This window comes from Streptomyces sp. NPDC006393 (genome assembly GCF_040628575.1).
GTDB lineage: Bacteria > Actinomycetota > Actinomycetes > Streptomycetales > Streptomycetaceae > Streptomyces.
Genome location: NZ_JBEXZD010000103.1, coordinates 1 through 21,598 on the forward strand (window position 1 = coordinate 1; position 21,598 = coordinate 21,598).

The 21,598-nt window shown below is 71.8% G+C and carries 23 protein-coding genes, 5 tRNA genes and 1 pseudogene; 9 read left to right on the top strand and 20 right to left on the bottom strand.

Annotated features, from left to right (window positions below; translation table 11 throughout):
* Positions 1-1,092, bottom strand: a 1,092-nt coding sequence (locus tag ABZ484_RS30690) for an OB-fold nucleic acid binding domain-containing protein (protein ID WP_358869189.1), incomplete at its 3' end; no start/stop codon positions are given.
* A 348-nt stretch (positions 1,093-1,440) separates the two neighbouring features.
* On the opposite strand from ABZ484_RS30690, the pseudogene ABZ484_RS30695 reads away from it, so the two are divergent.
* Positions 1,441-1,689 (top strand): annotated as a pseudogene (locus tag ABZ484_RS30695) (hypothetical protein); the annotation flags it as partial.
* A 127-nt stretch (positions 1,690-1,816) separates the two neighbouring features.
* Here ABZ484_RS30695 and ABZ484_RS30700 read toward each other — a convergent pair.
* A complete protein-coding gene (locus ABZ484_RS30700; RefSeq protein ID WP_358869190.1) occupies positions 1,817-3,679 on the bottom strand; it encodes a DAK2 domain-containing protein in 1,863 nt (620 codons plus the stop codon).
* 266 nt (positions 3,680-3,945) lie between these two features.
* On the opposite strand from ABZ484_RS30700, the gene rpmB reads away from it, so the two are divergent.
* The gene (gene rpmB, locus ABZ484_RS30705; protein WP_003993230.1) at positions 3,946-4,131 is read left to right on the top strand and encodes a 50S ribosomal protein L28; all 186 of its coding nucleotides are present in this window, start codon (positions 3,946-3,948) and stop codon (positions 4,129-4,131) included.
* 157 nt (positions 4,132-4,288) lie between these two features.
* Here the strand turns inward: rpmB and thiD are convergent, their stop codons facing one another.
* Positions 4,289-5,098 carry a bifunctional hydroxymethylpyrimidine kinase/phosphomethylpyrimidine kinase gene (gene thiD / locus ABZ484_RS30710; RefSeq protein ID WP_358869191.1) on the bottom strand — a complete coding sequence of 270 codons (810 nt, stop codon included), beginning with the start codon at positions 5,096-5,098 and terminating at the stop codon, positions 4,289-4,291.
* Entirely contained in the window at positions 5,095-6,060 is a 966-nt protein-coding gene (locus ABZ484_RS30715; RefSeq protein ID WP_030168387.1) for a thiamine-phosphate kinase, read from the bottom strand. The genes thiD and ABZ484_RS30715 overlap by 4 nt, the downstream gene beginning before the upstream one ends.
* A 206-nt stretch (positions 6,061-6,266) precedes the next feature.
* Between ABZ484_RS30715 and ABZ484_RS30720 the strand changes: the two genes are divergently transcribed.
* Positions 6,267-6,500 carry an Lrp/AsnC ligand binding domain-containing protein gene (locus ABZ484_RS30720; RefSeq protein WP_358869192.1) on the top strand — a complete coding sequence of 78 codons (234 nt, stop codon included), beginning with the start codon at positions 6,267-6,269 and terminating at the stop codon, positions 6,498-6,500.
* A gap of 21 nt (positions 6,501-6,521) precedes the next feature.
* The gene (locus ABZ484_RS30725) at positions 6,522-7,004 is read left to right on the top strand and encodes a DUF3515 domain-containing protein (protein WP_358869193.1); all 483 of its coding nucleotides are present in this window, start codon (positions 6,522-6,524) and stop codon (positions 7,002-7,004) included.
* Between the two features lie 24 nt (positions 7,005-7,028).
* Here ABZ484_RS30725 and ABZ484_RS30730 read toward each other — a convergent pair whose 3' ends face one another.
* Genes ABZ484_RS30730 through ABZ484_RS30740 form a run of 3 tightly spaced genes read right to left on the bottom strand, consistent with a single transcriptional unit; the run spans position 7,029 to position 10,161 of the window.
* The gene (locus tag ABZ484_RS30730) at positions 7,029-8,186 is read right to left on the bottom strand and encodes a D-alanine--D-alanine ligase family protein (protein WP_358869194.1); all 1,158 of its coding nucleotides are present in this window, start codon (positions 8,184-8,186) and stop codon (positions 7,029-7,031) included.
* 59 nt (positions 8,187-8,245) lie between these two features.
* Positions 8,246-9,265: an NAD(P)H-dependent glycerol-3-phosphate dehydrogenase gene (locus ABZ484_RS30735; RefSeq protein ID WP_358869195.1), complete on the bottom strand. Its 1,020-nt coding sequence runs from the start codon at positions 9,263-9,265 to the stop codon at positions 8,246-8,248.
* Positions 9,262-10,161 carry a lysophospholipid acyltransferase family protein gene (locus ABZ484_RS30740; RefSeq protein WP_358869196.1) on the bottom strand — a complete coding sequence of 300 codons (900 nt, stop codon included), beginning with the start codon at positions 10,159-10,161 and terminating at the stop codon, positions 9,262-9,264. Before ABZ484_RS30740 ends, ABZ484_RS30735 begins: the two co-directional genes overlap by 4 nt.
* 199 nt (positions 10,162-10,360) lie before the next feature.
* Between ABZ484_RS30740 and cofC the strand changes: the two genes are divergently transcribed.
* Positions 10,361-10,999, top strand: coding sequence for a 2-phospho-L-lactate guanylyltransferase (gene cofC / locus ABZ484_RS30745; protein ID WP_358869197.1), 639 nt, complete (start codon positions 10,361-10,363; stop codon positions 10,997-10,999).
* A 181-nt stretch (positions 11,000-11,180) separates the two neighbouring features.
* Positions 11,181-11,384: a hypothetical protein gene (locus tag ABZ484_RS30750; RefSeq protein WP_358869198.1), complete on the top strand. Its 204-nt coding sequence runs from the start codon at positions 11,181-11,183 to the stop codon at positions 11,382-11,384.
* Between the two features lie 68 nt (positions 11,385-11,452).
* Here the strand turns inward: ABZ484_RS30750 and ABZ484_RS30755 are convergent, their stop codons facing one another.
* The 4 genes from ABZ484_RS30755 to leuC form a co-directional block, all read right to left on the bottom strand.
* Positions 11,453-12,079 (bottom strand): HU family DNA-binding protein, encoded by a 627-nt coding sequence (locus ABZ484_RS30755; RefSeq protein WP_358869199.1) that lies wholly within the window; start codon positions 12,077-12,079, stop codon positions 11,453-11,455.
* Positions 12,080-12,217: 138 nt separating this feature from the next.
* A complete protein-coding gene (locus tag ABZ484_RS30760; RefSeq protein WP_358869200.1) occupies positions 12,218-12,448 on the bottom strand; it encodes a hypothetical protein in 231 nt (76 codons plus the stop codon).
* 251 nt (positions 12,449-12,699) lie between these two features.
* Positions 12,700-13,293: a 3-isopropylmalate dehydratase small subunit gene (leuD, locus tag ABZ484_RS30765; RefSeq protein ID WP_358869201.1), complete on the bottom strand. Its 594-nt coding sequence runs from the start codon at positions 13,291-13,293 to the stop codon at positions 12,700-12,702.
* Between the two features lie 6 nt (positions 13,294-13,299).
* Positions 13,300-14,730: a 3-isopropylmalate dehydratase large subunit gene (gene leuC / locus ABZ484_RS30770; RefSeq protein ID WP_358869202.1), complete on the bottom strand. Its 1,431-nt coding sequence runs from the start codon at positions 14,728-14,730 to the stop codon at positions 13,300-13,302.
* Positions 14,731-14,927: 197 nt separating this feature from the next.
* Between leuC and ndgR the strand changes: the two genes are divergently transcribed.
* Positions 14,928-15,644, top strand: a complete 717-nt coding sequence (ndgR, locus tag ABZ484_RS30775) for an IclR family transcriptional regulator NdgR (RefSeq protein WP_028425251.1) — start codon at positions 14,928-14,930, stop codon at positions 15,642-15,644.
* 530 nt (positions 15,645-16,174) lie between these two features.
* Here ndgR and ABZ484_RS30780 read toward each other — a convergent pair.
* Positions 16,175-16,660 (bottom strand): DUF4188 domain-containing protein, encoded by a 486-nt coding sequence (locus tag ABZ484_RS30780; protein ID WP_358869203.1) that lies wholly within the window; start codon positions 16,658-16,660, stop codon positions 16,175-16,177.
* Positions 16,661-16,811: 151 nt separating this feature from the next.
* On the opposite strand from ABZ484_RS30780, the gene ABZ484_RS30785 reads away from it, so the two are divergent.
* A complete protein-coding gene (locus ABZ484_RS30785; protein ID WP_358869204.1) occupies positions 16,812-17,462 on the top strand; it encodes a MerR family transcriptional regulator in 651 nt (216 codons plus the stop codon).
* 116 nt (positions 17,463-17,578) lie between these two features.
* On the opposite strand, the gene ABZ484_RS30790 is transcribed toward ABZ484_RS30785, so the two are convergent.
* The 6 genes from ABZ484_RS30790 to ABZ484_RS30815 all read right to left on the bottom strand — a co-directional run bounded on the left by ABZ484_RS30790 (position 17,579) and on the right by ABZ484_RS30815 (position 18,912).
* A tRNA-Glu gene (locus ABZ484_RS30790) sits at positions 17,579-17,651 on the bottom strand.
* A gap of 25 nt (positions 17,652-17,676) precedes the next feature.
* Positions 17,677-17,748: transfer RNA gene (locus tag ABZ484_RS30795), tRNA-Gln, on the bottom strand.
* A gap of 34 nt (positions 17,749-17,782) precedes the next feature.
* Positions 17,783-17,855: transfer RNA gene (locus tag ABZ484_RS30800), tRNA-Glu, on the bottom strand.
* A gap of 19 nt (positions 17,856-17,874) precedes the next feature.
* Positions 17,875-17,947 (bottom strand) — tRNA-Glu (locus ABZ484_RS30805).
* A 38-nt stretch (positions 17,948-17,985) separates the two neighbouring features.
* Positions 17,986-18,057, bottom strand: a tRNA-Gln gene (locus ABZ484_RS30810).
* A 93-nt stretch (positions 18,058-18,150) separates the two neighbouring features.
* On the bottom strand, positions 18,151-18,912 hold the full coding sequence (locus ABZ484_RS30815; RefSeq protein ID WP_358869205.1) for an HAD family hydrolase: 762 nt from the start codon (positions 18,910-18,912) through the stop codon (positions 18,151-18,153).
* A gap of 41 nt (positions 18,913-18,953) precedes the next feature.
* On the opposite strand from ABZ484_RS30815, the gene ABZ484_RS30820 reads away from it, so the two are divergent.
* Entirely contained in the window at positions 18,954-19,238 is a 285-nt protein-coding gene (locus ABZ484_RS30820) for a hypothetical protein (protein ID WP_358869206.1), read from the top strand.
* Between the two features lie 57 nt (positions 19,239-19,295).
* Here ABZ484_RS30820 and gltX read toward each other — a convergent pair whose 3' ends face one another.
* Together gltX and ABZ484_RS30830 are read right to left on the bottom strand one after the other, a co-directional pair.
* Positions 19,296-20,780 (bottom strand): glutamate--tRNA ligase, encoded by a 1,485-nt coding sequence (gene gltX / locus ABZ484_RS30825; protein ID WP_358869207.1) that lies wholly within the window; start codon positions 20,778-20,780, stop codon positions 19,296-19,298.
* On the bottom strand, positions 20,773-21,558 hold the full coding sequence (locus tag ABZ484_RS30830; RefSeq protein ID WP_358869208.1) for a fumarylacetoacetate hydrolase family protein: 786 nt from the start codon (positions 21,556-21,558) through the stop codon (positions 20,773-20,775). Before ABZ484_RS30830 ends, gltX begins: the two co-directional genes overlap by 8 nt.
* Positions 21,559-21,598: the final 40 nt, after the last annotated feature.

Genomic DNA, 21,598 nt, shown 5'->3' on the forward strand with positions numbered 1-21,598 from the left:
GCGCTCGGCCCCGCCCAGCATTCCTCCCTCGGCCAGCTCGCCCATCATCTCGGTGACCGACCGGTGGTGCTGCTGGGCGAGCACCTCGGTGGGCGCGAGCATGGCCGCCTGCCCGCCCGCGTCGACGACGGCGAGCATGGCGCGCAGCGCGACCAGCGTCTTGCCGGAGCCCACCTCGCCCTGGAGCAGCCGGTGCATGGGGTGTTCGGCCGCCAGGTCGTCGAAGATCTCGCGGGAGACCTTCCGCTGGCCCTCGGTGAGGGTGAAGGGGAGGCGGTCGTCGAAGGCGGTGAGCAGGCCGTCGGGCAGCGGCTTCCTCGGGACGGCGGGGAGTTGGGCGTCGGCGTGGCGGCGGCGGGCGAGGGCGACCTGGAGGACGAAGGCCTCGTCCCACTTCAGCCGGGCTCGGGCGTCGGCGATGTCCGCCTTGGTGTGCGGGCGGTGGATCTTGAGCAGCGCCTCGGGCAGCGTGACCAGGCCGCGGCCCTCGCGGAGCGATCCGGGCAGCGGGTCGACGGCGTCCTGGGCGCTGGGCAGGACGGTCTGGACCGCCTTGGCGATCTTCCAGGACTCCAGTTTGGCGGTGGCGGGGTAGAGCGGGATGAGGGCGCCGGCCCAGGACTCGACGGTCTCCTCGGCGTCCCCCTTCAGCAGTTCGTAGGCCGGATGGGCCAGTTGGAGCCGCCGGTTGAAGACGGAGACCTTGCCGGCGAACATCGCGCGGGTGCCCGGCAGGAGCTCCTTGTGGGGCTTGTGCACGCCGTTGCCGAAGAAGACCAGCTGGAGCCGGCCGCTGCCGTCGGTGATCGTCACCTCCAGGCGCTGGCCCTTGCCGCGGGGCGCCCGGGGGGAGGCGAAGGTGTGCAGGCGGGCGTCGGCGACCTGGGCGACCACGGTGACGTGCTCGTCCATGGGGAGGTCGGCGAGGTGGGTGAGCTGGCCCCGCTCCTCGTATCTGCGCGGGTAGTGGTGGAGGAGGTCGCCGACGGAGTGCAGGCCGAGGTGCTCGGCCATCACCTTCGCGGTGGCGGGGCCGAGCACCGACTTCAGCGGTTGTCGCAGTGGTTCTTGCAGTGCGGGCACGAGATCCATTGCACACCACGGGACTGACAATGCCCTAGATGTGCCGGAAACCACTGGTCGGACGGGTCGTCCCCGACCCAGGCCGACGCGCTCCGGCCTCCCTGCGCGGTCACCGCCCCACGCCGGAACCTCCCGCCCCCGCGCCGTCCGGCGAGCGAGGAGGCGATCACCGATCTGCCTCTGAAGGGCATGCTGCTGACCGAGCCGGCCGAGCATCTGCTGCCCGACTGGGCGTTCTTCGTGCGCTCGCGCGAGTCGCTGTACGAGGACGAGACGCCGGCCGCGCTACGGGAGGCGCTCGGAGAACGGATCCGATCGTGGCTGACGGGCCTGGCCGCGGTGCCCCGGAGCGGCCGACACGGCAACGGGGCGGTGGTGCAGGCCCAGTGGTGGCGGGCGACTGCCTGAGCGAGCTCGGGGGGCACCGCGCGGCGGCCGAACGGCGGCTCCGGGCCGCCGAGATCGCCCGGCACCGGCCCGAGCAGCAGGACCACACCACGCTCGCCCAGCTCGCCGCCGAGTCACTGGGCCACGCGGGGCTGCCCGCCGAGGCGGACCGCGCCTACGCGCGCGGGCGACCTGGGGCGTTCGCTGGGCAACAATCACCTAGGAACTCGGCGGCCCCCGCCGACAGTTCGGCGACCTGCCCGCCCGCAGGGTCGTCGACGCGGCGGCCCCGTCCGGAGTCCCGAGGACCGCCCCGGACCTCGCCGGCACGTCCCGGACCCCGCCGCTACTCCACGCCGATCAGCAGCAGGGCGCCCTGTCGGCCACCCCGGTAGACCACCGTGTCCACGGCGAGGTAGGAGTCGCGGACGTGGGTCCGAAGGTGGTCGGCGACGGTGTCCGGGGCGTCGTCGCCGAGGACGAGGGTGACCAGTTCGCCGCCGGCCGAGAGCATGCGGTCCAGGACGGTCTTGGCCGTGGCCGTGACGTCCGCGCCGATCACGGCCACATCGCCCTCGATGAGGCCGAGGACGTCACCGGCCTGGCAGATGCCCGCCGTGGTCCACGACTGGCGTTCGGCGACGGTGACCTCGGCGTGGCGGGTGGCGCCCGCCGCCGACGTCATGGCGACCACGTCCTCGTCGAAGCGGCGCCCCGGCTCGTGCACCGCGAGGGCGGCGATGCCCTGGACCGCCGAGCGGGTCGGGATCAGGGCCACCCGGACACCCTCCCCGCGTGCCTGTTCGGCCGCCGCGGCCGCGGTGTCGTGCAGTTCGGCGTCGTTGGGCAGCAGGACCACCTCGCGCGCGTGGGCCCGCCGTACCGCCTCCACGAGTTCTCCGCTCGCCGGCAACTCGCCCGGGCGGGCCGGCACCGTGGTGGCCCCGGCCTCCGTGTACAGCCCGGCCAGGCCGTCTCCGGGGACGACGGCCACCACGGCGCGCTGGGCACGCTCCCGGGGCCGCCGCTCGGCGCGGGTCGTGTGCGCGTCGCCCGCGCCGAAGTGGGTGATCCGGATGCGGTACGGGCGCCCGGCCTCCACACCGGCCTCCACGGCGGCGCCGGCGTCGTCCACGTGCACGTGCACGTTCCACAGTCCGTCGCCACCGACGACGACCAGGGAGTCCCCGAGCCCGTCGAGCCGCTGCCGCAGCCGGTCGACGGCCGCGTCGTCGGCCTCCAGGAGGTAGATCACCTCGAAGGCGGGGCCGCCCGCGGACGGTGCGGGAGCGGGGGGCGTGGCGCAGGCGCTCGGCTCGTCGGAGTCGCTGGCGCTCGGCTCGTCCCACCGGCAGGCGCTCGGCTCGTCCGGCCGGCAGGCGCTCGGCTCGTCCGGCCCGGCGGAATGCACGCGCGCGTGCGGCACGGTCGGCTGGTCCTCGCCCGGCCGGCCGGCCCGGGTGGCCTCGGCCGCGCGGCCCGGTGGTGTGCTCTCCGTCGCCGGTGTCTCGCCCGTGAACGTCTCGACCAGGGCCGCGAGCACGGCGACCAGCCCCCGTCCGCCGGCGTCGACCACTCCGGCGCGCTCCAGGGCGGCCAGCTGGCCGGGGGTGGCGGCCAGCGCCCGGCACGCGCCGTCGTAGGCGGCGCGCGCGACCGTGCCGCAGTCGCCCTCCGCGCCGGTGGCCGCGTCGGCGGCGGCGGAGGCGACCGACAGGACCGTGCCCTCGACCGGGTGCGCCACCGCCCGCCGGGCGGAGTCGGCGGCGTGCCGCAGGGCGAGCCGCAGACCGCGGCCGTCGCTGTGGGCGCTCTCGTCGTCGGCGGCGAGCACCTGGGCCATCCCGCGCAGCAGCTGGGCGAGGATCGTGCCGGAGTTGCCGCGCGCGCCGATCAGCGCCCCGTGCGCCATCGCCCGCGCGGCCTCGGCCAGGGAGGGGCCGGGGAGGGCTGGACCGGCGAGGGCGGGGCCGGGGAGCGGCAGGGCCTCGCCGCCGGGACCGCCGGCCTCGTGGGCCGCGAACACGGCCTCCACCGCCGTGACGGCGGACTCCACGGTCAGGTACAGGTTGGTGCCGGTGTCGCCGTCGGCCACGGGAAAGACGTTGATCGCGTCGATCTCCTCGCGCGCCCGCCCCAGCGCCCGCAGCGCCAGACCGCACCAGGTGCGCACCGCCGGCGCGTCGAACGTCTGCGGCACCTGCGCCACCTGCGCCTCCCTGAGCTGCTGGTCTGGACGGCAGCGTAGACCCAGGGATGGTGCGCGCCGGAAGAGGGCCCGGGCGGGCCCCGGGGCCGCCATGGTAGTTTCGTGCCACGGGAGCAGACGTTGTATGCTGCTCCGGTTGCCCGATCCTGATCGGGCTCTTCCCCTGGCAACGCCACTCGGATTTCGGAGTGCTCCCTGAGCCTGCGATCTGCAACCCGGCATGCCGGGATCAACCGTAAGTGCATCTGAAGTCTTTGGAGTGACCCGTGGCTGCCAACTGCGACGTCTGCGGCAAGGGGCCGGGCTTCGGCAACAACATCTCGCACTCGCACCGCCGTACGTCCCGCCGCTGGAACCCGAACATCCAGCGTGTGCGTACCGTGGTCGGCGGGACGCCGAAGCGCGTGAACGCCTGCACCTCGTGCATCAAGGCCGGCAAGGTCTCGCGCTGACGCACAGCAACAGCTAAGCGCGCGGCCACTGCTGGTTCGCTGCACTAAGCCGGTCCACCTCGGTGGGCCGGCTTTTTGCCGTACGTCCGCCTTTTTGCCGTACGCGGGGACCGGCCCGCCTCACGGAGCGGGCGGCCACCGCGATCGAACGGCCCGGCTACCCGGCCGCGCGAGGCCCCCGGAAGGCCCAGCCGTGGTCCACGGGGCCGATGCCGGCGCCGAGGGCGAAGCCGGCCGCGATCGCCCCGGTGACGTACTCCTTGGCGGCCCTGACCGCCTCGGACACGGGCTGTCCCTTCGCCAGCTGCGCGGCGATCGCGGAGGCGAGGGTGCAGCCCGTGCCGTGCGTGTGCCGGTTGTCGTACCTCGGGGCGCGCAGCCAGTGCTCCTCGGTGCCGTCCGTGAGCAGGTCCAGGGCGTCTCCGGCCAGGTGCCCGCCCTTGATCAGCACCCAGGCCGGGCCGTACTCCAGGACGGCCGTCGCGGCCTCGCGCAGCCGCTCCTCGGACGTGACCCGTACGCCGGTCAGCTGGGCGACCTCGTCGAGGTTGGGCGTGGCGACGGTCGCCACCGGCAGCAGCTTCGTCCGCACGGACTCCAGGGCGGAGGCGGCCAGCAGCGGGTCGCCGTGCTTGGAGACGCCGACCGGGTCGACGACGGTGGGCACGCCGGTCCCGGCGAGCAACTCGGCGACCGTCTCGACCAGTTCCGCCGAGGCCAGCATCCCGGTCTTGACGGCCTGGACGCCGATGTCGTCGACGACGCTGCGGTACTGGGCCCGGACCGCCTCCGCGGGCAGTTCCCAGGCGCCCTGGACGCCGAGGGAGTTCTGCGCGGTCACCGCGGTGATCACGCTCATGCCGTGCGTGCCGAGGGCGAGCATCGTCTTCAGGTCGGCCTGGATGCCGGCGCCGCCGCCGGAGTCCGAGCCGGCGACGGTGAGGACACGAGGGGGCGCGGCGCTCATGACTCGATGTCCCCGAAGTGGTCCCAGCCGCCCTTCCGGGTCCATGGCGCGCCGTCCACCGTGACCTGGGGCAGGGCCGAGGGGTTGAGCACTTCGCCGATCACCTTCCAGCGGGCCGGCAACTTCACGTCCGGCGGGAACGTCGCCACGATCGCGTGGTCCTCCCCGCCGGTCAGCACCCACTGGAGCGGGTCGACACCGACGGCCTGCCCGATGTCGTTCATCTGAGAGGGGATGTCGATGGCGCCGGAGCGGATGTCGATGCGCACCTTGCTGGCCTCCGCGATGTGCCCGAGGTCGGCGATCAGACCGTCGCTGACGTCGCACATGGCGGTCGCGCCGAGCCCGGCGGCGGCGGGGCCCGCGTGGTACGGCGGCTCGGGGCGGCGGTGCGCCTCGACGAAGGCGCGCGGGGAGCGGAAGCCGCGGGAGAGCACCGCGTACCCGGCCGCGGACCAGCCCAGCCAGCCGGTGACGGCGACGAGGTCGCCGGGCTGGGCGCCCGCGCGGGTCACCGGCTCGTGGTTGCGCAGATCGCCGAGGGCGGTGATCGACACCATGATCGTGTCGCCGCGGACCACGTCGCCGCCGACCACGGAGGCGCCCGCGACCTGGCACTCGTCGCGCAGTCCGTCCATCAGCTCGGTCGGCCAGGTGACCGGGAGTTCGGCGGGGACGACGAGGCCGAGCAGCAGCGCGGTCGGCACGGCGCCCATGGCGGCGATGTCCGCGAGGTTCTGGGCGGCCGCCTTGCGGCCCACGTCGTACGCCGTGGACCAGTCCCGGCGGAAGTGCCGCCCCTCCACGAGTATGTCGGTGCTCGCCACGACCCGGCGGTCCGGGGCGGCGACCACCGCGGCGTCGTCGCCGGGGCCGACCCGGACCGCCGGGGTGGTGGTGAGACGGGAGGTGAGCTCCCTGATGAGCCCGAACTCCCCGAGCTCACCAACAGTGCCCTTCATAGCCCTTTCGCCCCTTCTGTCCCTGTCCGTTCCCGGTCGCGCGTTCACGCGGTCCTCGTTACGGTCGAGGTGACCGTCAACTTCTGTCCTACCTGCACCCCGGCGCGCGGGCCACGTGCTCCGTGGGTCTCCCCGTGGCGTACGGCGACGCGATACCGTGGCGTTCCTTTTCCCCACATGATCCTCGTGGCCGCCCTGGAGGTTCCGTGGTACAGGCGTACATCCTGATCCAGACGGAGGTCGGCAAGGCGTCGACCGTCGCCGAGACGATCGGCAAACTGCCTGGTGTGATCCAGGCCGAGGACGTGACCGGACCGTACGACGTCATCGTGCGCGCCCAGGCCGACACCGTGGACGACCTCGGGCGCATGGTGGTCGCCAAGGTCCAGCAGGTGGAGGGCATCACGCGCACACTGACCTGCCCGGTCGTCCATCTGTAGCCCCCGTCTACCCTTGGGCCGGTGAACTCCTTCCGTCACCGGCTTCTCGGCCTGCCCGCCCTCGCCGTGCTGATCACTGCCGCGGGCTGCTCCTCAGCAGACGACGGTGCCGCCGCGGCGGTTCCCAGCCCGAACACGGCGGTCACCAAGCTGTGCCGGAACCTGGACAAGGCGCTGCCGCGGAAGGTGGACGGACTGAGCCGCGAGGACCCCCGGCCCGCCTCCGCGCTGACCGCGGGCTGGGGAAGCCCGGCGATCATACTGCGCTGCGGTGTCGCGCGGCCCGCCCGGATGAACGATCCGGAGGCCGACGGCGCCGAGGTGAACGGCGTCGGCTGGCTGCTGGAGAAGCAGGACGACGGATCGTTCCGCTTCACGACCACGCTGCGCAGGGCCTACGTGGAGGTCACCATTCCGCACAGCCGCACCGGAAACGGAGTCGCCCCGTTGGTCGACCTGGCGCCCGCCGTCAAGAAGGCGATCCCCGAAGGGATCGCCGACTGACGCGTACGAGAAGACGTACGGCGCTCAACGAAGCCCGGTCGGCCGGCGCAGCGCCGCCTGGACCAGGCGGTCCACCAGCTCCGGGTAGGAGACGCCGGTGGCCTGCCACATCTGCGGGTACATCGAGATGGGCGTGAAGCCGGGCATGGTGTTGATCTCGTTGATCACGAACTCGCCGTCCTCGGTGAGGAAGAAGTCCGCGCGGACCAGGCCCTCGCAGGAGGCCGCCTCGAACGCGTCCACCGCCAGCCGCCGCACCTCGGCGGTCTCCTCCTCGGTCAGCGGGGCGGGCACGATGCCGGGCGTGGAGTCGATGTACTTCGCCTCGAAGTCGTAGTACGCGTGCGCCTCGGGCGGCGGGATCTCGGCCGGTACGGAGGCGCGCGGGCCGTCCTCGAACTCCAGCACCCCGCACTCGATCTCCCGGCCGCGCAGCGCGGCCTCCACGAGCACCTTCGGGTCGTGCCGCTGCGCCTCCTCGATCGCCTCGTCCAGGCCCGAGAGGTCCTCGACCTTGGTGATGCCGATGGAGGAGCCCGCGCGCGCGGGCTTCACGAACAGCGGCCAGCCGTGCTCGCCGGCGAAGTCGACGATCTTCTTGCGGGCGGCGGCGACGTCACGCGCCCACTCGCGCGGCCGGATCACCACGTACGGGCCGACCTTGAGCCCGAAGGAGGTGAACACCCGCTTCATGTACTCCTTGTCCTGGCCGACGGCCGAGGCGAGCACGCCCGAGCCCACGTAGGGCACCCCGGACAGCTCCAGCAGGCCCTGGAGGGTGCCGTCCTCGCCGTAGGGGCCGTGCAGCACCGGGAAGACCACGTCGACCTCGCCGAGCGCCTTGGGCACCGAACCGGGCTCGCTGTAGACCACTTCGCGGTTGGCCGGGTCGACGGGGAGCACCACGCCGCCCTCGTCGGACTCGGCGAGCTCGTCGACGCTGGGCGTACGGCGGTCGGTGATCGCCATGCGCTCCGGCTCGTCGGCGGTCAGGGCCCAGCGGCCGTCCGTGGTGATGCCGATCGGCAGGACCTCGTACTTGGAGCGGTCGATGGCGCGCAGCACCGCGCCGGCGGTGACCACGGAGATCCCGTGTTCGGAGCTGCGCCCGCCGAACACGACGGCCACGCGGGGCTTGCGGGACGGCTGCTCAGGGCTCTGGGGGAGGTTCTCGGTGCTCATATCGCGATGAGAGTACCCGTTGGTAGTGCCCCGGGGCAGCGTTGGCGGCCCCGGGTCGCTCAGCGTCGCTCGGGCTTCGCGCTGCGCGACATCAGCTCCTTGAGGGCCACCACCGGGGGCTTGCCCTCGTGCACGATGCCGACGACCGTCTCGGTGATGGGCATGTCGACGCCGTGCCGGCGGGCCAGATCCAGCACGGACTGGCACGACTTGACGCCCTCGGCGGTCTGCCTGGTGACCGCGATGGTCTCCTGGAGGGTCATGCCCTTGCCGAGGTTGGTGCCGAAGGTGTGGTTGCGCGACAGCGGCGAGGAGCAGGTGGCCACCAGGTCGCCGAGGCCGGCGAGTCCGGAGAAGGTCAGCGGGTCGGCGCCCAGGGCCATCCCCAGCCGGGTGGTCTCGGCCAGGCCGCGGGTGATGAGGGAGCCCTTGGCGTTGTCGCCGAGGCCCATGCCGTCCGCGATGCCGACGGCCAGCCCGATCACGTTCTTGACGGCGCCGCCCAGTTCGCAGCCCACGACGTCGGTGTTGGTGTACGGGCGGAAGTACGGGGTGTGGCAGGCGGCCTGGAGCCGCTGGGCGACGGCCTCGTCGGTGCACGCCACCACGGCGGCGGCCGGCATGCGGGCGGCGATCTCGCGGGCCAGGTTGGGCCCGGTGACCACGGCGATGCGGTCGGCGTGCACCTTGGCGACGTCCTCGATCACCTCGCTCATGCGCATCGCCGAACCCAGTTCGACGCCCTTCATCAGCGAGACGAGGACCGTGTCCGGCGCGAGCAGCGGCCGCCACCGGGCCAGGTTGCCGCGCAGGGTCTGCGAGGGGACGGCCAGCACGGTGAAGTCGGCGTCGCGGGCGGCCTCGGCGGCGTCCGCGGTGGCCCGCAGGTTCTCCGGGAGTTCCATGCCGGGCAGGTAGTCCGGGTTGGTCCGGGTGGAGTTGACGGCCTCGGCGAGCTCGGCGCGGCGGGACCAGAGGGTGACCTCGCAGCCGGCGTCGGCGAGGACCGTCCCGAAGGCGGTGCCCCACGATCCGGCGCCGAAGACGGCCGCCTTGACCGGCTTGACCGGCTCGCTCACGTGCCCTGCCCCTCTTCCTGGACGGCTTCACGCGTCGCTTCCGGTGCCGTCTCCCGCGCCGTCTCCGGTGCAGCTTCCCCGTCCGCCGTCCCGGGCCGGCCGGCCGTCGCGGACCTGCCCTGCGTCCGGGACCGGGCCTGGGCCTGGGCCTGGGCCTGGTTCTGCTCCTGGGTCCTGCGGCGCTGCTCGATCCGCTCCCGGCGCGGGTCGTAGGGCACCGCGGGCGCCTTCTCGCCGCGGATGTGCTCCAGCTGGCGCGTGATGGCCGCCATGATGACCTCGGTGGCCTCCTTCAGCAGCTCCGGGGTCATCTCCTTGTCGTAGAAGCGCGACAGGTCCACGGGCGGGCCGGCGAGCACGTGGTGGGTCTTGCGCGGCAGGAGGTTCGGCTTCTTGGCGTAGGGCGGCAGGAGTTCGTTGGCGCCCCACTGGGCGACCGGAATCACCGGGCACTTGGTCTGAAGGGCGACCCGCGCGGCGCCCGTCTTGCCGGTCATCGGCCAGCCGTTCGGGTCGCGGGTGAGGGTGCCCTCGGGGTAGAAGGCGACGCACTCGCCGCGCTCCACGGCGTCGATGGCGGCGCGGAAGGCGCTCAGCGCGTCCGTGCTCTCGCGGTAGACGGGGATCTGCCCGGTGCCGCGCATCGCTGCGCCCACGAGTCCCTTCCTGAAAAGCCCGCTCTTCGCCAGGAATCGCGGCACCCGCCCGGTGTTGTACTGGAAGTGGGCGTAGGCGAAGGGGTCGATGTGGGAATTGTGGTTCACCACGGTGATGAATCCGCCGTCGGCCGGCATGTTCTCGATTCCACGCCAGTCCCGCTTGATCAGAACCAGCAGCGGTGGTTTGCAGATCACCGCTGCGAAGCGGTACCAGCAGCCGATTCTGCGGCGGGGCACGCGGACACCTTCCTCTAGGACTGCCCCCGGGGCCGGGGGCCGCACAAGTGTCGCCCCATGCCGCCGGTCTGTCGAGAACACCGTACGCCCGACCGTCACCCGCACCCGCTCTTCCAGGGGGTTCGGCGCCCCCGGGCCGAGTCCGCGGGCGCCGCGCGGGCCGGGGAGAATGTCCGGGACGAGAGAGGGGCGAACGCCCGTGCAGTGGACCTTGGTCATCCCCCTGAAGCCCTTGACGCGGGCCAAGAGCAGGCTCTCGGACACCGCTCACGACGGGGTCCGCCCGGGCCTCGCCCTCGCCTTCGCGCAGGACACCGTGGCGGCGGCGCTGGCCTGCCCTGCGGTCGCGGATGTGGCGGTCGTCACGAACGACGCCGTGGCCGGGCGGGAGCTGGCGGCACTGGGCGCGCGGATCGTCCCGGACGCGCCGGACGCCGGCCTGAACGCCGCTCTCGCGCACGGGGCGGCGGCCGTACGGGCATCGCGTCCCGAAAGTCCCGTGGCGGCTCTGAACGCCGATCTCCCCGCGCTCCGGCCCCTGGAATTGGCCTGCGTTCTGAACGCGGCCGCGGAATTCCCGCGCGCATTTCTCGCGGACGCGGCGGAGGTCGGAACGACGTTTCTCGGTGCGGGCCCGGAGCATGAATTGCGTCCGAGTTTCGGGAAGGATTCCCGCGCCCGTCACCGGGCCTCGGGCGCGGTGGAACTGAGGCTCGACGGGGTCGGTTCCGTACGCCAGGACGTGGACACCGGCGCGGATCTGCGGGCGGCACTGGCCCTCGGGGTGGGCCCGCACACGGCGGCGGTGTCGGCGGGGTTGCTGATTCCTGGGTCCTAGGGGGCGTCTCGCCCCCTGGGCGCCGGTGCGGGCGCCGGGCAAGGGGCCAGGGGCCGGGGGCCAGGGTGAGGGTTGGGGGCGCGGGAACGGCCCGACCAGCCACGACGCGCCCCCGGCCCACCGACGTCCGACGGCGCCACGGCGGCAACAGACCGCCGCCGCGGGCACTACGCTGGCCGTCATGCAGGCGACCGCATACACGTACGACCCCGACAGCCGCAGCGGGCAGGTGCTTCTGGACGACGGCACCCCGGTGCCCTTCGACGCGGCGGCGTTCGACGCGGGCGGTCTGCGGCTGCTGCGCCCGGGGCAGCGGGTGCGGATCGAGACGGAGGGCGAGGGGACCGCCCTGCGCATCACGCTGGTGACGCTGCAGACCCTCTGAAGACCCGAAAACGCCGCGGGCCGGGCTCCCTCGGGAGTCCGGCCCGGCGCGTGGGTACCTGCTCGCGCCTACTTGCTGCGGGCGGTGGTCTTCTTGGCGGTGGTCTTGCGAGCGGTCGACTTCTTGGCCGGGGCCTTCTTCGCCGTCGCCTTCTTCGCCGGGGCCTTCTTGGCCGTGGTCTTCTTCGCCGCGGCCGCGGCCGTCGTCTTCTTGGCCGCCGCGGTCTTCTTGGCCGCCGCGGTCGTCTTCTTCGCCGGGGCCTTCTTGGCCGCCGCCTTCTTCGCGGCGGCCTTCTTGGCCGCGCCCGTCGTCTTCTTCGCGGCGGCCTTCTTGCCGGCCGCCTTGGCGATGGTGGCGGTCGGCCCGGTCAGGCTGCCCTTGGGCGCCTTCTTCACCGCGATGTCGTGCTTCGGGAGCTTCTTCGAGCCGCTCACCAGGTCCTTGAAGCCCTGGCCGGCCCGGAAGCGGGGAACGGAGGTCTTCTTGACCCGCACCCGCTCACCCGTCTGCGGGTTGCGGGCGTAGCGCGCCGGACGGTCCACCTTCTCGAAGGACCCGAAGCCGGTGACCGAGACCCGGTCTCCCCCGACGACCGCGCGGACGATGGCGTCCAGTACCGCGTCGACGGCGTCGGCGGCCTGCTGCCGGCCGCCCATCTTGTCGGCAATCGCTTCTACGAGCTGCGCCTTGTTCACGTCTTCCCCTTCGGAGACCTTGCCAGAACGAAAGTGTTCAAGCTTTTTCGCACGTTAGGCAGATATATACCGCAAATCAAACACGAAACGGGCTAATCACCCTTGTGCCGCAGCGGACTCGGTCGGCCTCGAAGTTGATCAGGCTTCCTCGTCGGGGATTCGACCCTCGTCGAGGTCCGCCGTGAACCGCTCCAGTCGCCTTGTCGCAGCGGCGAGATCGTGCTTGGCCGCGGCCGTAATGACCAGCAGCTTCCGGGTCAGCGCCATCCGTACGCCCTCCGGGACTTGCAGTGCGCGCACTCTTGCGTGCGCTTCCTTGAGTTGGGCCGCGACCGCCGTATAGAGCTCGAGTTGGCCGTCGTTGTCCATGCACAGATTGTGCCATCTGGGGCGAGTTGTCGCCTGCGCAGGGGACAACTGCCGCCTCGGACGGCCTTCCGGACGCTTCCTCCGGCCGGGGCTTCGGCTCTCGCGTACCCCGGCAAAAACCGTCCTAACGTGGGAAGTTGGCCTGCCGCACGGCGGCGCGCCGGGAGCGCGGGCCCGAAAAACGGCTGTACCCCCGATCGTGGCGATCGGGGGTACAGGGGCGTTTCGCGGTGGCCGAAACCAGCCGTTGATCAGACCGGCAGCGTGCGCGGCTTGAAGGACGGGCGCTTCGCCTCGTAGGCGGCGATGTCGTCCTCGTCGCGCAGGGTGATCGAGATGTCGTCCAGGCCGTTCAGCAGCCGCCAGCGGGAGTTCTCGTCCAGCTCGAAGGAGGCGGTGACGCCCTCGGCGCGCACCTCGCGCTCGACGAGGTCGACGGTGATCTCGGCCTGCGGGTCCCGCTCCGTGAGCTCCCACAGCGCGTCCACGATCTTCTGCTCCAGGACCACCGTGAGCAGGCCGTTCTTCAGCGAGTTGCCGCGGAAGATGTCGGCGAAGCGGGAGGAGATCACGGTCTTGAAGCCGTAGTTCTGGAGCGCCCAGACCGCGTGCTCACGGGAGGAGCCGGTGCCGAAGTCGGGGCCGGCGACCAGGACCGTGGCACCCTGCCGCTCGGGCCGGTTGAGCACGAACTCGGGGTCCTTGCGCCAGGCCTCGAACAGCCCGTCCTCGAACCCGTCGCGGGTGACCTTCTTGAGCCAGTGGGCGGGGATGATCTGGTCGGTGTCGACGTTGGAGCGGCGCAGCGGGACGGCCCGCCCGGTGTGGGTGGTGAAGGCTTCCATGATTGATCAGACTCCAGCGGGCGTACGGGTTGCGGCGTCGGACAGGTCGGCCGGGGAGGCCAGGTGGCCCAGGACGGCGGTGGCGGCCGCGACCTGCGGCGACACCAGGTGCGTACGGCCGCCCTTGCCCTGCCGGCCCTCGAAGTTGCGGTTGGAGGTGGAGGCGGAACGCTCACCCGGGGCCAGCTGGTCGGGGTTCATGCCCAGGCACATCGAGCAGCCGGCGTGCCGCCATTCGGCGCCTGCCTCCTTGAAGACCACGTCCAGGCCCTCGGAGACGGCCTGGAGACCGACGCGCGCGGAGCCCGGGACGACCAGCATCCGTACGCCGTCGGCGACTTTGCGGTCCTTCAGGATCGCGGCGGCGGCGCGCAGGTCCTCGATGCGCCCGTTGGTGCAGGAGCCTACGAAGACGGTGTCCACCTTGACGGAGCGCAGCGGCTGTCCGGCCTCCAACGCCATGTACTCCAGGGCCTTTTCGGCGGCCAGGCGCTCCGAAGCGTCTTCGTACGAAGCCGGGTCGGGGACGGACGCCGAAAGCGGCGCGCCCTGGCCGGGGTTGGTGCCCCAGGTGACGAACGGGGACAGTTCGGCGGCGTCGATGACGACCTCGGCGTCGAACTCGGCGTCGTCGTCGGTCCTCAGCGTCTTCCAGTACGCGACCGCGGCGTCCCAGTCGGCGCCCTCGGGGGCGTGCGGGCGGCCCTTGAGGTACTCGAACGTGGTCTCGTCGGGGGCGATCATGCCCGCACGGGCGCCGGCCTCGATCGACATGTTGCAGATGGTCATGCGGGCCTCCATCGAGAGCTTCTCGATGGCGGAGCCGCGGTACTCCAGGACGTAGCCCTGGCCGCCGCCCGTGCCGATCCTGGCGATGATCGCCAGGATCAGGTCCTTGGCCGTGACACCCTCGGGCAGTTCGCCGTCGACGGTGATCGCCATGGTCTTCGGGCGGGCCATCGGCAGCGTCTGGGTGGCCAGCACATGCTCGACCTGGGAGGTGCCGATGCCGAACGCCAGCGCGCCGAAGGCGCCGTGCGTGGAGGTGTGCGAGTCACCGCAGACGACGGTCGTGCCGGGCTGGGTGAGACCCAGCTGCGGTCCCACCACGTGGACGACGCCCTGCTCCACGTCGCCCAGCGGGTGCAGCCGGACGCCGAAGTCGGCGCAGTTCTTGCGCAGCGTCTCCAGCTGGGCGCGGGAGACCGGGTCCGCGATCGGCTTGTCGATGTCCAGGGTCGGGGTGTTGTGGTCCTCGGTGGCGATGGTCAGGTCGAGCCGGCGCACACCGCGCCCGCTCTTGCGGAGGCCGTCGAAGGCCTGGGGGCTGGTCACCTCGTGCAGCAGGTGCAGATCGATGAAGAGGAGGTCGGGCTCGCCCTCGGCGCGCCGGACGACGTGGTCGTCCCAGACCTTCTCCGCGAGTGTCCTACCCATCGCTGTTCCCTCCGGCCGGCAGGTGTCCACCGACCCAACTAGAGATCTTGAGGAGGCGTTGCCCGCGCCCCTGCGTCCGGGCATCCACCACCGGGCCCGTTGATCCGCGGGCCGCTGTGCCTTCGTGACATCCAGGGTGGCGTGTTCCACGGAAAATTGAACTTGCGTTTCACAGAGTGAGACGCAAGTATCGTTGCATGGACAACAGTAGCGGCGTCGGCGTCCTGGACAAGGCAGCCCTTGTCCTGAGCGCCCTGGAGTCCGGTCCGGCCACCCTCGCGGGTCTGGTCGCGGCGACCGGACTGGCACGACCCACGGCCCACCGGCTGGCCGTGGCCCTGGAACACCACCGCATGGTGGCGCGCGACATGCAGGGTCGATTCATTCTCGGCCCCCGGCTGGCGGAACTGGCCGCGGCCGCGGGTGAGGATCGTCTCCTCGCCACCGCGGGCCCGGTGCTCACCCACCTCCGGGACGTCACGGGCGAGAGCGCGCAGCTCTACCGCCGCCAGGGCGACATGCGCATCTGCGTCGCCGCGGCGGAGCGCCTGTCCGGCCTTCGGGACACGGTCCCGGTCGGTTCGACGCTGACGATGAAGGCGGGCTCCTCGGCGCAGGTCCTGATGGCCTGGGAGGAGCCGGAGCGGCTGCACCGCGGCCTCCAGGGCGCCCGCTTCACGGCGACGGCCCTGTCGGGCGTACGGCGCCGGGGCTGGGCCCAGTCGATCGGCGAGCGCGAGCCGGGCGTCGCGTCCGTCTCCGCGCCGGTGCGCGGCCCGTCGAACCGGGTGGTGGCCGCGGTGTCCGTCTCCGGGCCCATCGAGCGCCTCACGCGCCACCCGGGCCGGATGCACGCCCAGGCGGTCATCGACGCCGCCGCCCGCCTCTCCGAGGCCCTCCGCCGCTCCGGCTGACCGCACCCACCACGCACACCCACCACACACCCGCCAGGACAGGGCCGGCCTCAACGCCGCGGCGGGCCCTGCCGGGCGGAACACGGACGACCCCCGGCCGACCGCCTCGCGGGCGAGGCGCACAGAAGGGCGCGGCGCTCAGTCAGCCCGCCCGTCCCGGAAGCTCCGACACCCCCTCTGCCCCGCGAACGGCACCCACGGCCGCCCGGGCTCGGGCCCACGCCCCTACGGCCCGCTTCAGGGCGACAGCCACGGACCGCATCCGGCGCCACGCGACCCGGGCGCGCTCGCCTACGGGCCCCTGGCCGCTCTTCGCTCGCCGACGCGCCGATCGAGGAACACGGCCGAGAGCAGGTCCGAAGAACACGGCCGAGAGCACGTCCGCGAAGAACACGGCCGAGAGTGCGACCGAAGAACACGGCCGAGGAACGGGGCCGGACGGCCGGCCCGCGCTCCTCCGCCCGCACAGGTGATCCCCGGCCATGTCACGATCGCCCCGGCCGCACGTCGTTCGACCCGGCCGGATGTCGTCAGGAGGCCCGGAGGCGGTCCGCCGCCCGGTTTCCGCGCCGGCCCACCGGGACGACTCCGGTGGCCCTGCCCAGGCCGTACTCGGGCATGTTCATGTAGATCGACTCATGGGAGCCCGCCGGGACGACGTACGTCTCGTGCCAGAAGCCGACCTTGCCCTTGCCCTCCCGCAGCCGCCGGTTGAAGGCGGCCCAGGCCGGGTGGTGACGATGGTCCGGGGCGACGGCGTAGGCGAGGAGCTTCTCCTTCGACTCCCAGTACTGGACCAGGTAGAACTCGCGCGGTCCGCCGAGCAGGGACGTGCAGCCCAGCAGCCCGCTGTCCTCGTCGCGGGTCAGCTCCGCGATCATCGGCCCCATCGCCCTGGCCACCGGCCACCAACTCCGCACCGCGGCAAAGCGGTTGATCCGCATGCCGATCAGGAAGACCACCACCTCGCCCTCCCCCGCGGCGGTCATACGTCCTTCGATCACCTTCGCACCCATGACGTCCCCCATCCCTCACACCGATCCCCTCGGCGGCTTCGGCGGTTGTTGGATAGCGTCACTATCCATGGTTGGATAGTGCCACTACCCAAGTGCGGGCGCAAGAGGGAACAAGCAAGAGGGAACAAGAGGGAAAGGGCACGGCACCGGGATGCGACTGGCGGAGCTGAGCACACGCAGCGGGGTCTCCACGGCGACGATCAAGTACTACCTGCGCGAGGGACTGCTGCACCCCGGCCGCCGGGTCACGGCCACCCAGGCCGAGTACGACGAGGGGCATCTGCGGCGGCTGCGCCTGGTGCGGGCACTGATCCAGGTGGGGCGGATCCCGGTGAACTCGGCGCGGGAGGTGCTCGCCGCCCTCCAGGACGAGGATCTGGACCGGAACAGACGGCTGGGCACGGCGGTATGGGCCCTGCCGCACGGCCCGGCGCCCGACGAGAGCGACCCGGCCACCGACTCCGCCCGGCGTACCGCCGCCGAGCTCATGGACCGGCTCGGCTGGTGCTACGGCGGGCCGTCGGGCGAGGCGCCGACCGCACCGGCGTACGGAATGCTGGTCACCGCGATCGCCGCGCTCGCCCGGCTCGGCTATCCATGCGCCACCGCCGACTTGGAGCCGTACGCCCGCGCGATGGAACGGATCGCGACGACCGACCTGGACCTTGTCGAGCGGTACGGGACGCCGGACGAGCAGGTGGAGGCCGCGGTGGCGCTGACCGTGCTGTACGAGCCGGTGCTGCTCAGCCTGCGCCGGCTGGCCGAGGCCGAGGAGTCGCGGCGGCGGTTCGGCGGAAAGTGAGCCGGAAGGCTGCCGCCGGAAGAGTGCCCACCCCACGGAGGCCGCGCCCGGACACCGGACATGGGCGGCCCGGACATGCGGAAGGGCCCTCCCGAGGGAGGGCCCTTCCGACTGCGTACCCCCGACCGGATTCGAACCGGCGCTACCGCCTTGAGAGGGCGGCGTGCTAGGCCGCTACACAACGGGGGCGCGATCTGGCGTTTCCGCAGATCAGCTGGTCTACCTGGACTCGAACCAAGACTAACTGAACCAGAATCAGTCGTGCTGCCAATTACACCATAGACCAAGGTGGTTTAGACCATTGAGGTCATCACCTTCAGTACCCCCGACCGGATTCGAACCGGCGCTACCGCCTTGAGAGGGCGGCGTGCTAGGCCGCTACACAACGGGGGCCTCGATCCCGAAGGATCCGTACCCCCGACCGGATTCGAACCGGCGCTACTGCCTTGAGAGGGCAGCGTGCTAGGCCGCTACACAACGGGGGCTTGCGGATGAGATCCGCGGTGCAGATGAACTCTGCGAGCTGGCCTACCTGGACTCGAACCAAGACTAACTGAACCAGAATCAGTCGTGCTGCCAATTACACCATAGGCCACTGGAACGCAAGCCCCGAAGGGGTTCTCGTTCTAGCTGGTGCGCCGTCGGGTTCCCGGCCTTCCGGCCCGCTCCCCGCGGCGCAGGAAGAACATTACCTGAAGGTGGACGGGGCTCCAAAACGGGTATCGGCGCCGAGCACCGCCGGGAGTTCGGCGAGGGAGGCGATCCGGCGCGGGTCGGCGTCCCCCGCACCCCCAGGACCACCGGAATTGCCGGGTCCGCCCTCGCGCACACCGTAACGGTCGATCCAGACCGACAGCAGACCGGCCTCGGCCGCGCCCCGCGCGTCGATCTCCGGATGGTCGCCGACGTACGCGACCTGGTGCGGGGCGAGTGCCAGGGCCTCGCAGGCCGCGTGGAACGCCCCGGCCTGCGGCTTGGACACCCCCAGCTCGGCGGCGCACAGCACAGCCTCGAAGCGGTCGCGTACGCCGAGGACGCGCAGCTTGCGCTCCTGGACGTGCAGGCTGGAGTTGGACAGCACGGCGTGCCGGTAGCCGGCGGCGAGGGCGTCCAGGGCGGGCAGCACGTCCGGGAAGAGGGACCAGGCGGCCTCGTAGTGCCCCAGGTAGCGCTCGAACCATGTGTCGGCCTCGGTGTCGGTCAGCTCGGGCCGGTCGAGGAAGACCCGTACCCGGTCCCGCCGCTGGCCCTCGAAGGACACCTCCCCGGCGGAGAACCGCGCCCACTGGGCGTCCGTGATCCGCCGCCAGTGCGCCAGGGCCTCCTCCACCGACCCGTACCCGTCCAGCAGCCGCTCGGCCACCAGATGCGCCCGCATCCCGGCCCGGTCGGCCGCGGTGTAGTCGAACAGCGTGTCGTCGACGTCCCACAGGACGGCCCGGATCGTCATGGGACCGACGGTACCGCCGAACGGCTGGCAGACTGGTGGCCATGAGCGAGTACCGCATCCAGTTCACCGTCGAAGCGCGCGCGGCCTACGACAGCCTGCCCGGCTCGCGCCAGACTCAGCTGGACAGGGCTCTACGGATACTGGCTCGCGATCCGTTCCGTAAGACGTCTACCGCGCAGCTGGGCCCTGACGAGCATCTGCGCAAGGCGTACGTGGCCCCCGGCGTCATGCTGGAGTACATGGTGGCCGGCGCGATCATGGTCGTCGTCGTGCTGGAGATCTTCGACGAGAGCCACTACCTGATCGACGAGGTCGACGCGCAGTGACCCATGGGGGAGGGGCGGCAACCGGAGTTCCGGTCGCCGCCCCTCTCGCATGACTGCTTACGCGGCGAGCTTCGCCAGGGCCGCGTCGACGCGCGCCAGCGTCTTCTCCTTGCCCAGGACCTGAAGGGACTCGAACAGGGGCAGGCCCACCGTGCGGCCGGTGACGGCGACGCGGACCGGGGCCTGCGCCTTGCCGAGCTTGAGGCCGTGGGCCTCACCGGCGGCCAGGACGGCCTCCTTCAGGGAGTCGGGGGAGGTCCAGTCCGCCGACTCCAGGTTCTCGCGGGCCGTCCGCAGAAGTGCGTCGCTGCCCTCCTTCATCGCCTTCGTCCAGCTCGCCTCGTCCTCGGCCGGCTCGGGCAGGAACAGGAAGTCGACGTTGTCCGTGATCTCCGACAGCACCTTCAGACGGGTCTGCGCGTGCGGGGCGACGGCCTGCCACTTGGCCTCGTCGAAGTCCTCCGGAGCCCAGGGGGCGAACGGGGCCTGGAGCCAGGGACGGCAGCGCTCGATGAAGTCCTTCACATCGAGCATGCGGATGTGGTCGGCGTTGATCGCCTCGCACTTCTTCAGGTCGAAGCGCGCCGGGTTGGGGTTCACGTCCGAGATCTCGAAGGCCGCGATCATCTCCTCGACGGAGAAGATGTCCTGGTCGGCCGAGAGCGACCAGCCGAGCAGGGAGAGGTAGTTGAGCAGGCCCTCTGGCAGGAAGCCGCGCTCGCGGTAGAGGTTCAGCGAGGACTGCGGGTCGCGCTTGGAGAGCTTCTTGTTGCCCTCGCCCATCACGTACGGCAGGTGGCCGAACTCCGGGATCCGCTTCGCGACGCCCAGCTCGATCAGCGCCTTGTACAGGGCGATCTGGCGCGGCGTGGAGGAGAGCAGGTCCTCGCCGCGCAGGACGTGGGTGATCTCCATCAGCGCGTCGTCGACCGGGTTGACCAGCGTGTAGAGAGGGGCGCCGTTGGCGCGGACGATGCCGTAGTCCGGCACGTTCTCCGGGGTGAACGTCAGCTCGCCGCGGACCAGGTCGGTGAAGGTGATGGTCTCGTCGGGCATGCGGAAGCGGACGATGGGCGTACGGCCCTGCGCCCGGTACTCCTCGACCTGCTCGGCACTCAGGTCGCGGCAGTGGCCGTCGTAACCGGACGGCTTGCCGGCGGCGCGGGCGGCCTCGCGGCGGCTGTCCAGCTCCTCCTGCGAGCAGTAGCAGTGGTAGGCGTGGCCGGCGTCGAGCAGCTTCTGGGCGACGTCCTTGTAGATGTCCATGCGCTGCGACTGGCGGTACGGCGCGTGCGGGCCGCCGACCTCGGGGCCCTCGTCCCAGTCGAAGCCCAGCCAGCGCATCGCGTCGAGCAGCTGGTTGTACGACTCCTCCGAGTCGCGGGCCGCGTCGGTGTCCTCGATGCGGAAGACCAGTGTGCCCTGGTGGTGCCGGGCGTACGCCCAGTTGAACAGGGCGGTGCGGACCAGGCCCACGTGGGGGTTACCGGTGGGCGAGGGGCAGAAACGGACGCGTACGGGAGTGCCGGGTGCGCTAGCCACGCTTGACAACCTTGTTGGTGAGAGTGCCGATGCCTTCGATGGTGACGGCGACCTCGTCGCCGACGTTCAGGGGGCCGACCCCTGCCGGGGTGCCCGTGAGGATCACGTCGCCGGGGAGCAGCGTCATGGCCTCGGAGATGTTGACGATCAGATCCTCGATGGGGTGGATCATCTCGCTGGTGCGGCCCAGCTGCCGCTGCTCGCCGTTGACGGTGAGCTGGACGGTCAGGTCGGACGCGGCGGCCAGGTCGATGTCCGTCTCCACCCAGGGGCCCAGCGGGCAGGAGGTGTCGAAGCCCTTGGCCCGCGCCCACTGCTTCTCGCGCCGCTGGACGTCGCGGGCGGTGACGTCGTTGGCGCAGGTGTAACCGAAGATCACGTCCTGGACGCGGTCGCGCGGGACCTCGCGGCACATGCGGCCGATCACCACGGCCAGCTCGGCCTCGTGGTGCAGTTCCTCGGAGAAGGAGGGGTACTGGATCGGGTCGCCGGGGCCGATCACCGAGGTGGACGGCTTGAAGAAGGCGAACGGGGCGTCCGGCACCTCGTTGCCGAGTTCGCGTGCGTGCTCGGCGTAGTTGCGGCCGAAGGCCACGACCTTGTTGGGGAGCACCGGCGGCAGCAGCCGTACCTTGCTCAGCGGCACCTTGGTGCCGGAGAGCTCGAAGTCCGCGAAGGGGATGCCCTTGATGATGTCGAGGACGAGCTCGTCCGGCTGGTCGCCCTCGACCGCGCCGAAGGCGACGTTCCCGTCGATGGAGAACCTGGCGATGCGCACGGGTTGCTTGGCCCCTTGACTGAGCTGGGAGGAGTCTGAC

Excerpts from the sequence above, each read along its gene's own strand:
- ABZ484_RS30785 (WP_358869204.1), top strand. The coding sequence starts at position 16,812 with ATGCGACTGGCGGAGCTGAGCACACGCAGCGGGGTCTCCACGGCGACG.
- ABZ484_RS30820 (WP_358869206.1), top strand. The coding sequence starts at position 18,954 with ATGAGCGAGTACCGCATCCAGTTCACCGTCGAAGCGCGCGCGGCCTAC.
- ABZ484_RS30760 (WP_358869200.1), bottom strand. The coding sequence starts at position 12,448 with ATGGACAACGACGGCCAACTCGAGCTCTATACGGCGGTCGCGGCCCAA.
- ABZ484_RS30715 (WP_030168387.1), bottom strand. The coding sequence starts at position 6,060 with ATGAAGGGCACTGTTGGTGAGCTCGGGGAGTTCGGGCTCATCAGGGAG.
- ABZ484_RS30815 (WP_358869205.1), bottom strand. The coding sequence starts at position 18,912 with ATGACGATCCGGGCCGTCCTGTGGGACGTCGACGACACGCTGTTCGAC.
- leuC (WP_358869202.1), bottom strand. The coding sequence starts at position 14,730 with ATGGGTAGGACACTCGCGGAGAAGGTCTGGGACGACCACGTCGTCCGG.
- thiD (WP_358869191.1), bottom strand. The coding sequence starts at position 5,098 with ATGAGCGCCGCGCCCCCTCGTGTCCTCACCGTCGCCGGCTCGGACTCC.
- ABZ484_RS30750 (WP_358869198.1), top strand. The coding sequence starts at position 11,181 with ATGCAGGCGACCGCATACACGTACGACCCCGACAGCCGCAGCGGGCAG.
- ndgR (WP_028425251.1), top strand. The coding sequence starts at position 14,928 with ATGGACAACAGTAGCGGCGTCGGCGTCCTGGACAAGGCAGCCCTTGTC.
- ABZ484_RS30780 (WP_358869203.1), bottom strand. The coding sequence starts at position 16,660 with ATGGGTGCGAAGGTGATCGAAGGACGTATGACCGCCGCGGGGGAGGGC.
- ABZ484_RS30730 (WP_358869194.1), bottom strand. The coding sequence starts at position 8,186 with ATGAGCACCGAGAACCTCCCCCAGAGCCCTGAGCAGCCGTCCCGCAAG.
- leuD (WP_358869201.1), bottom strand. The coding sequence starts at position 13,293 with ATGGAAGCCTTCACCACCCACACCGGGCGGGCCGTCCCGCTGCGCCGC.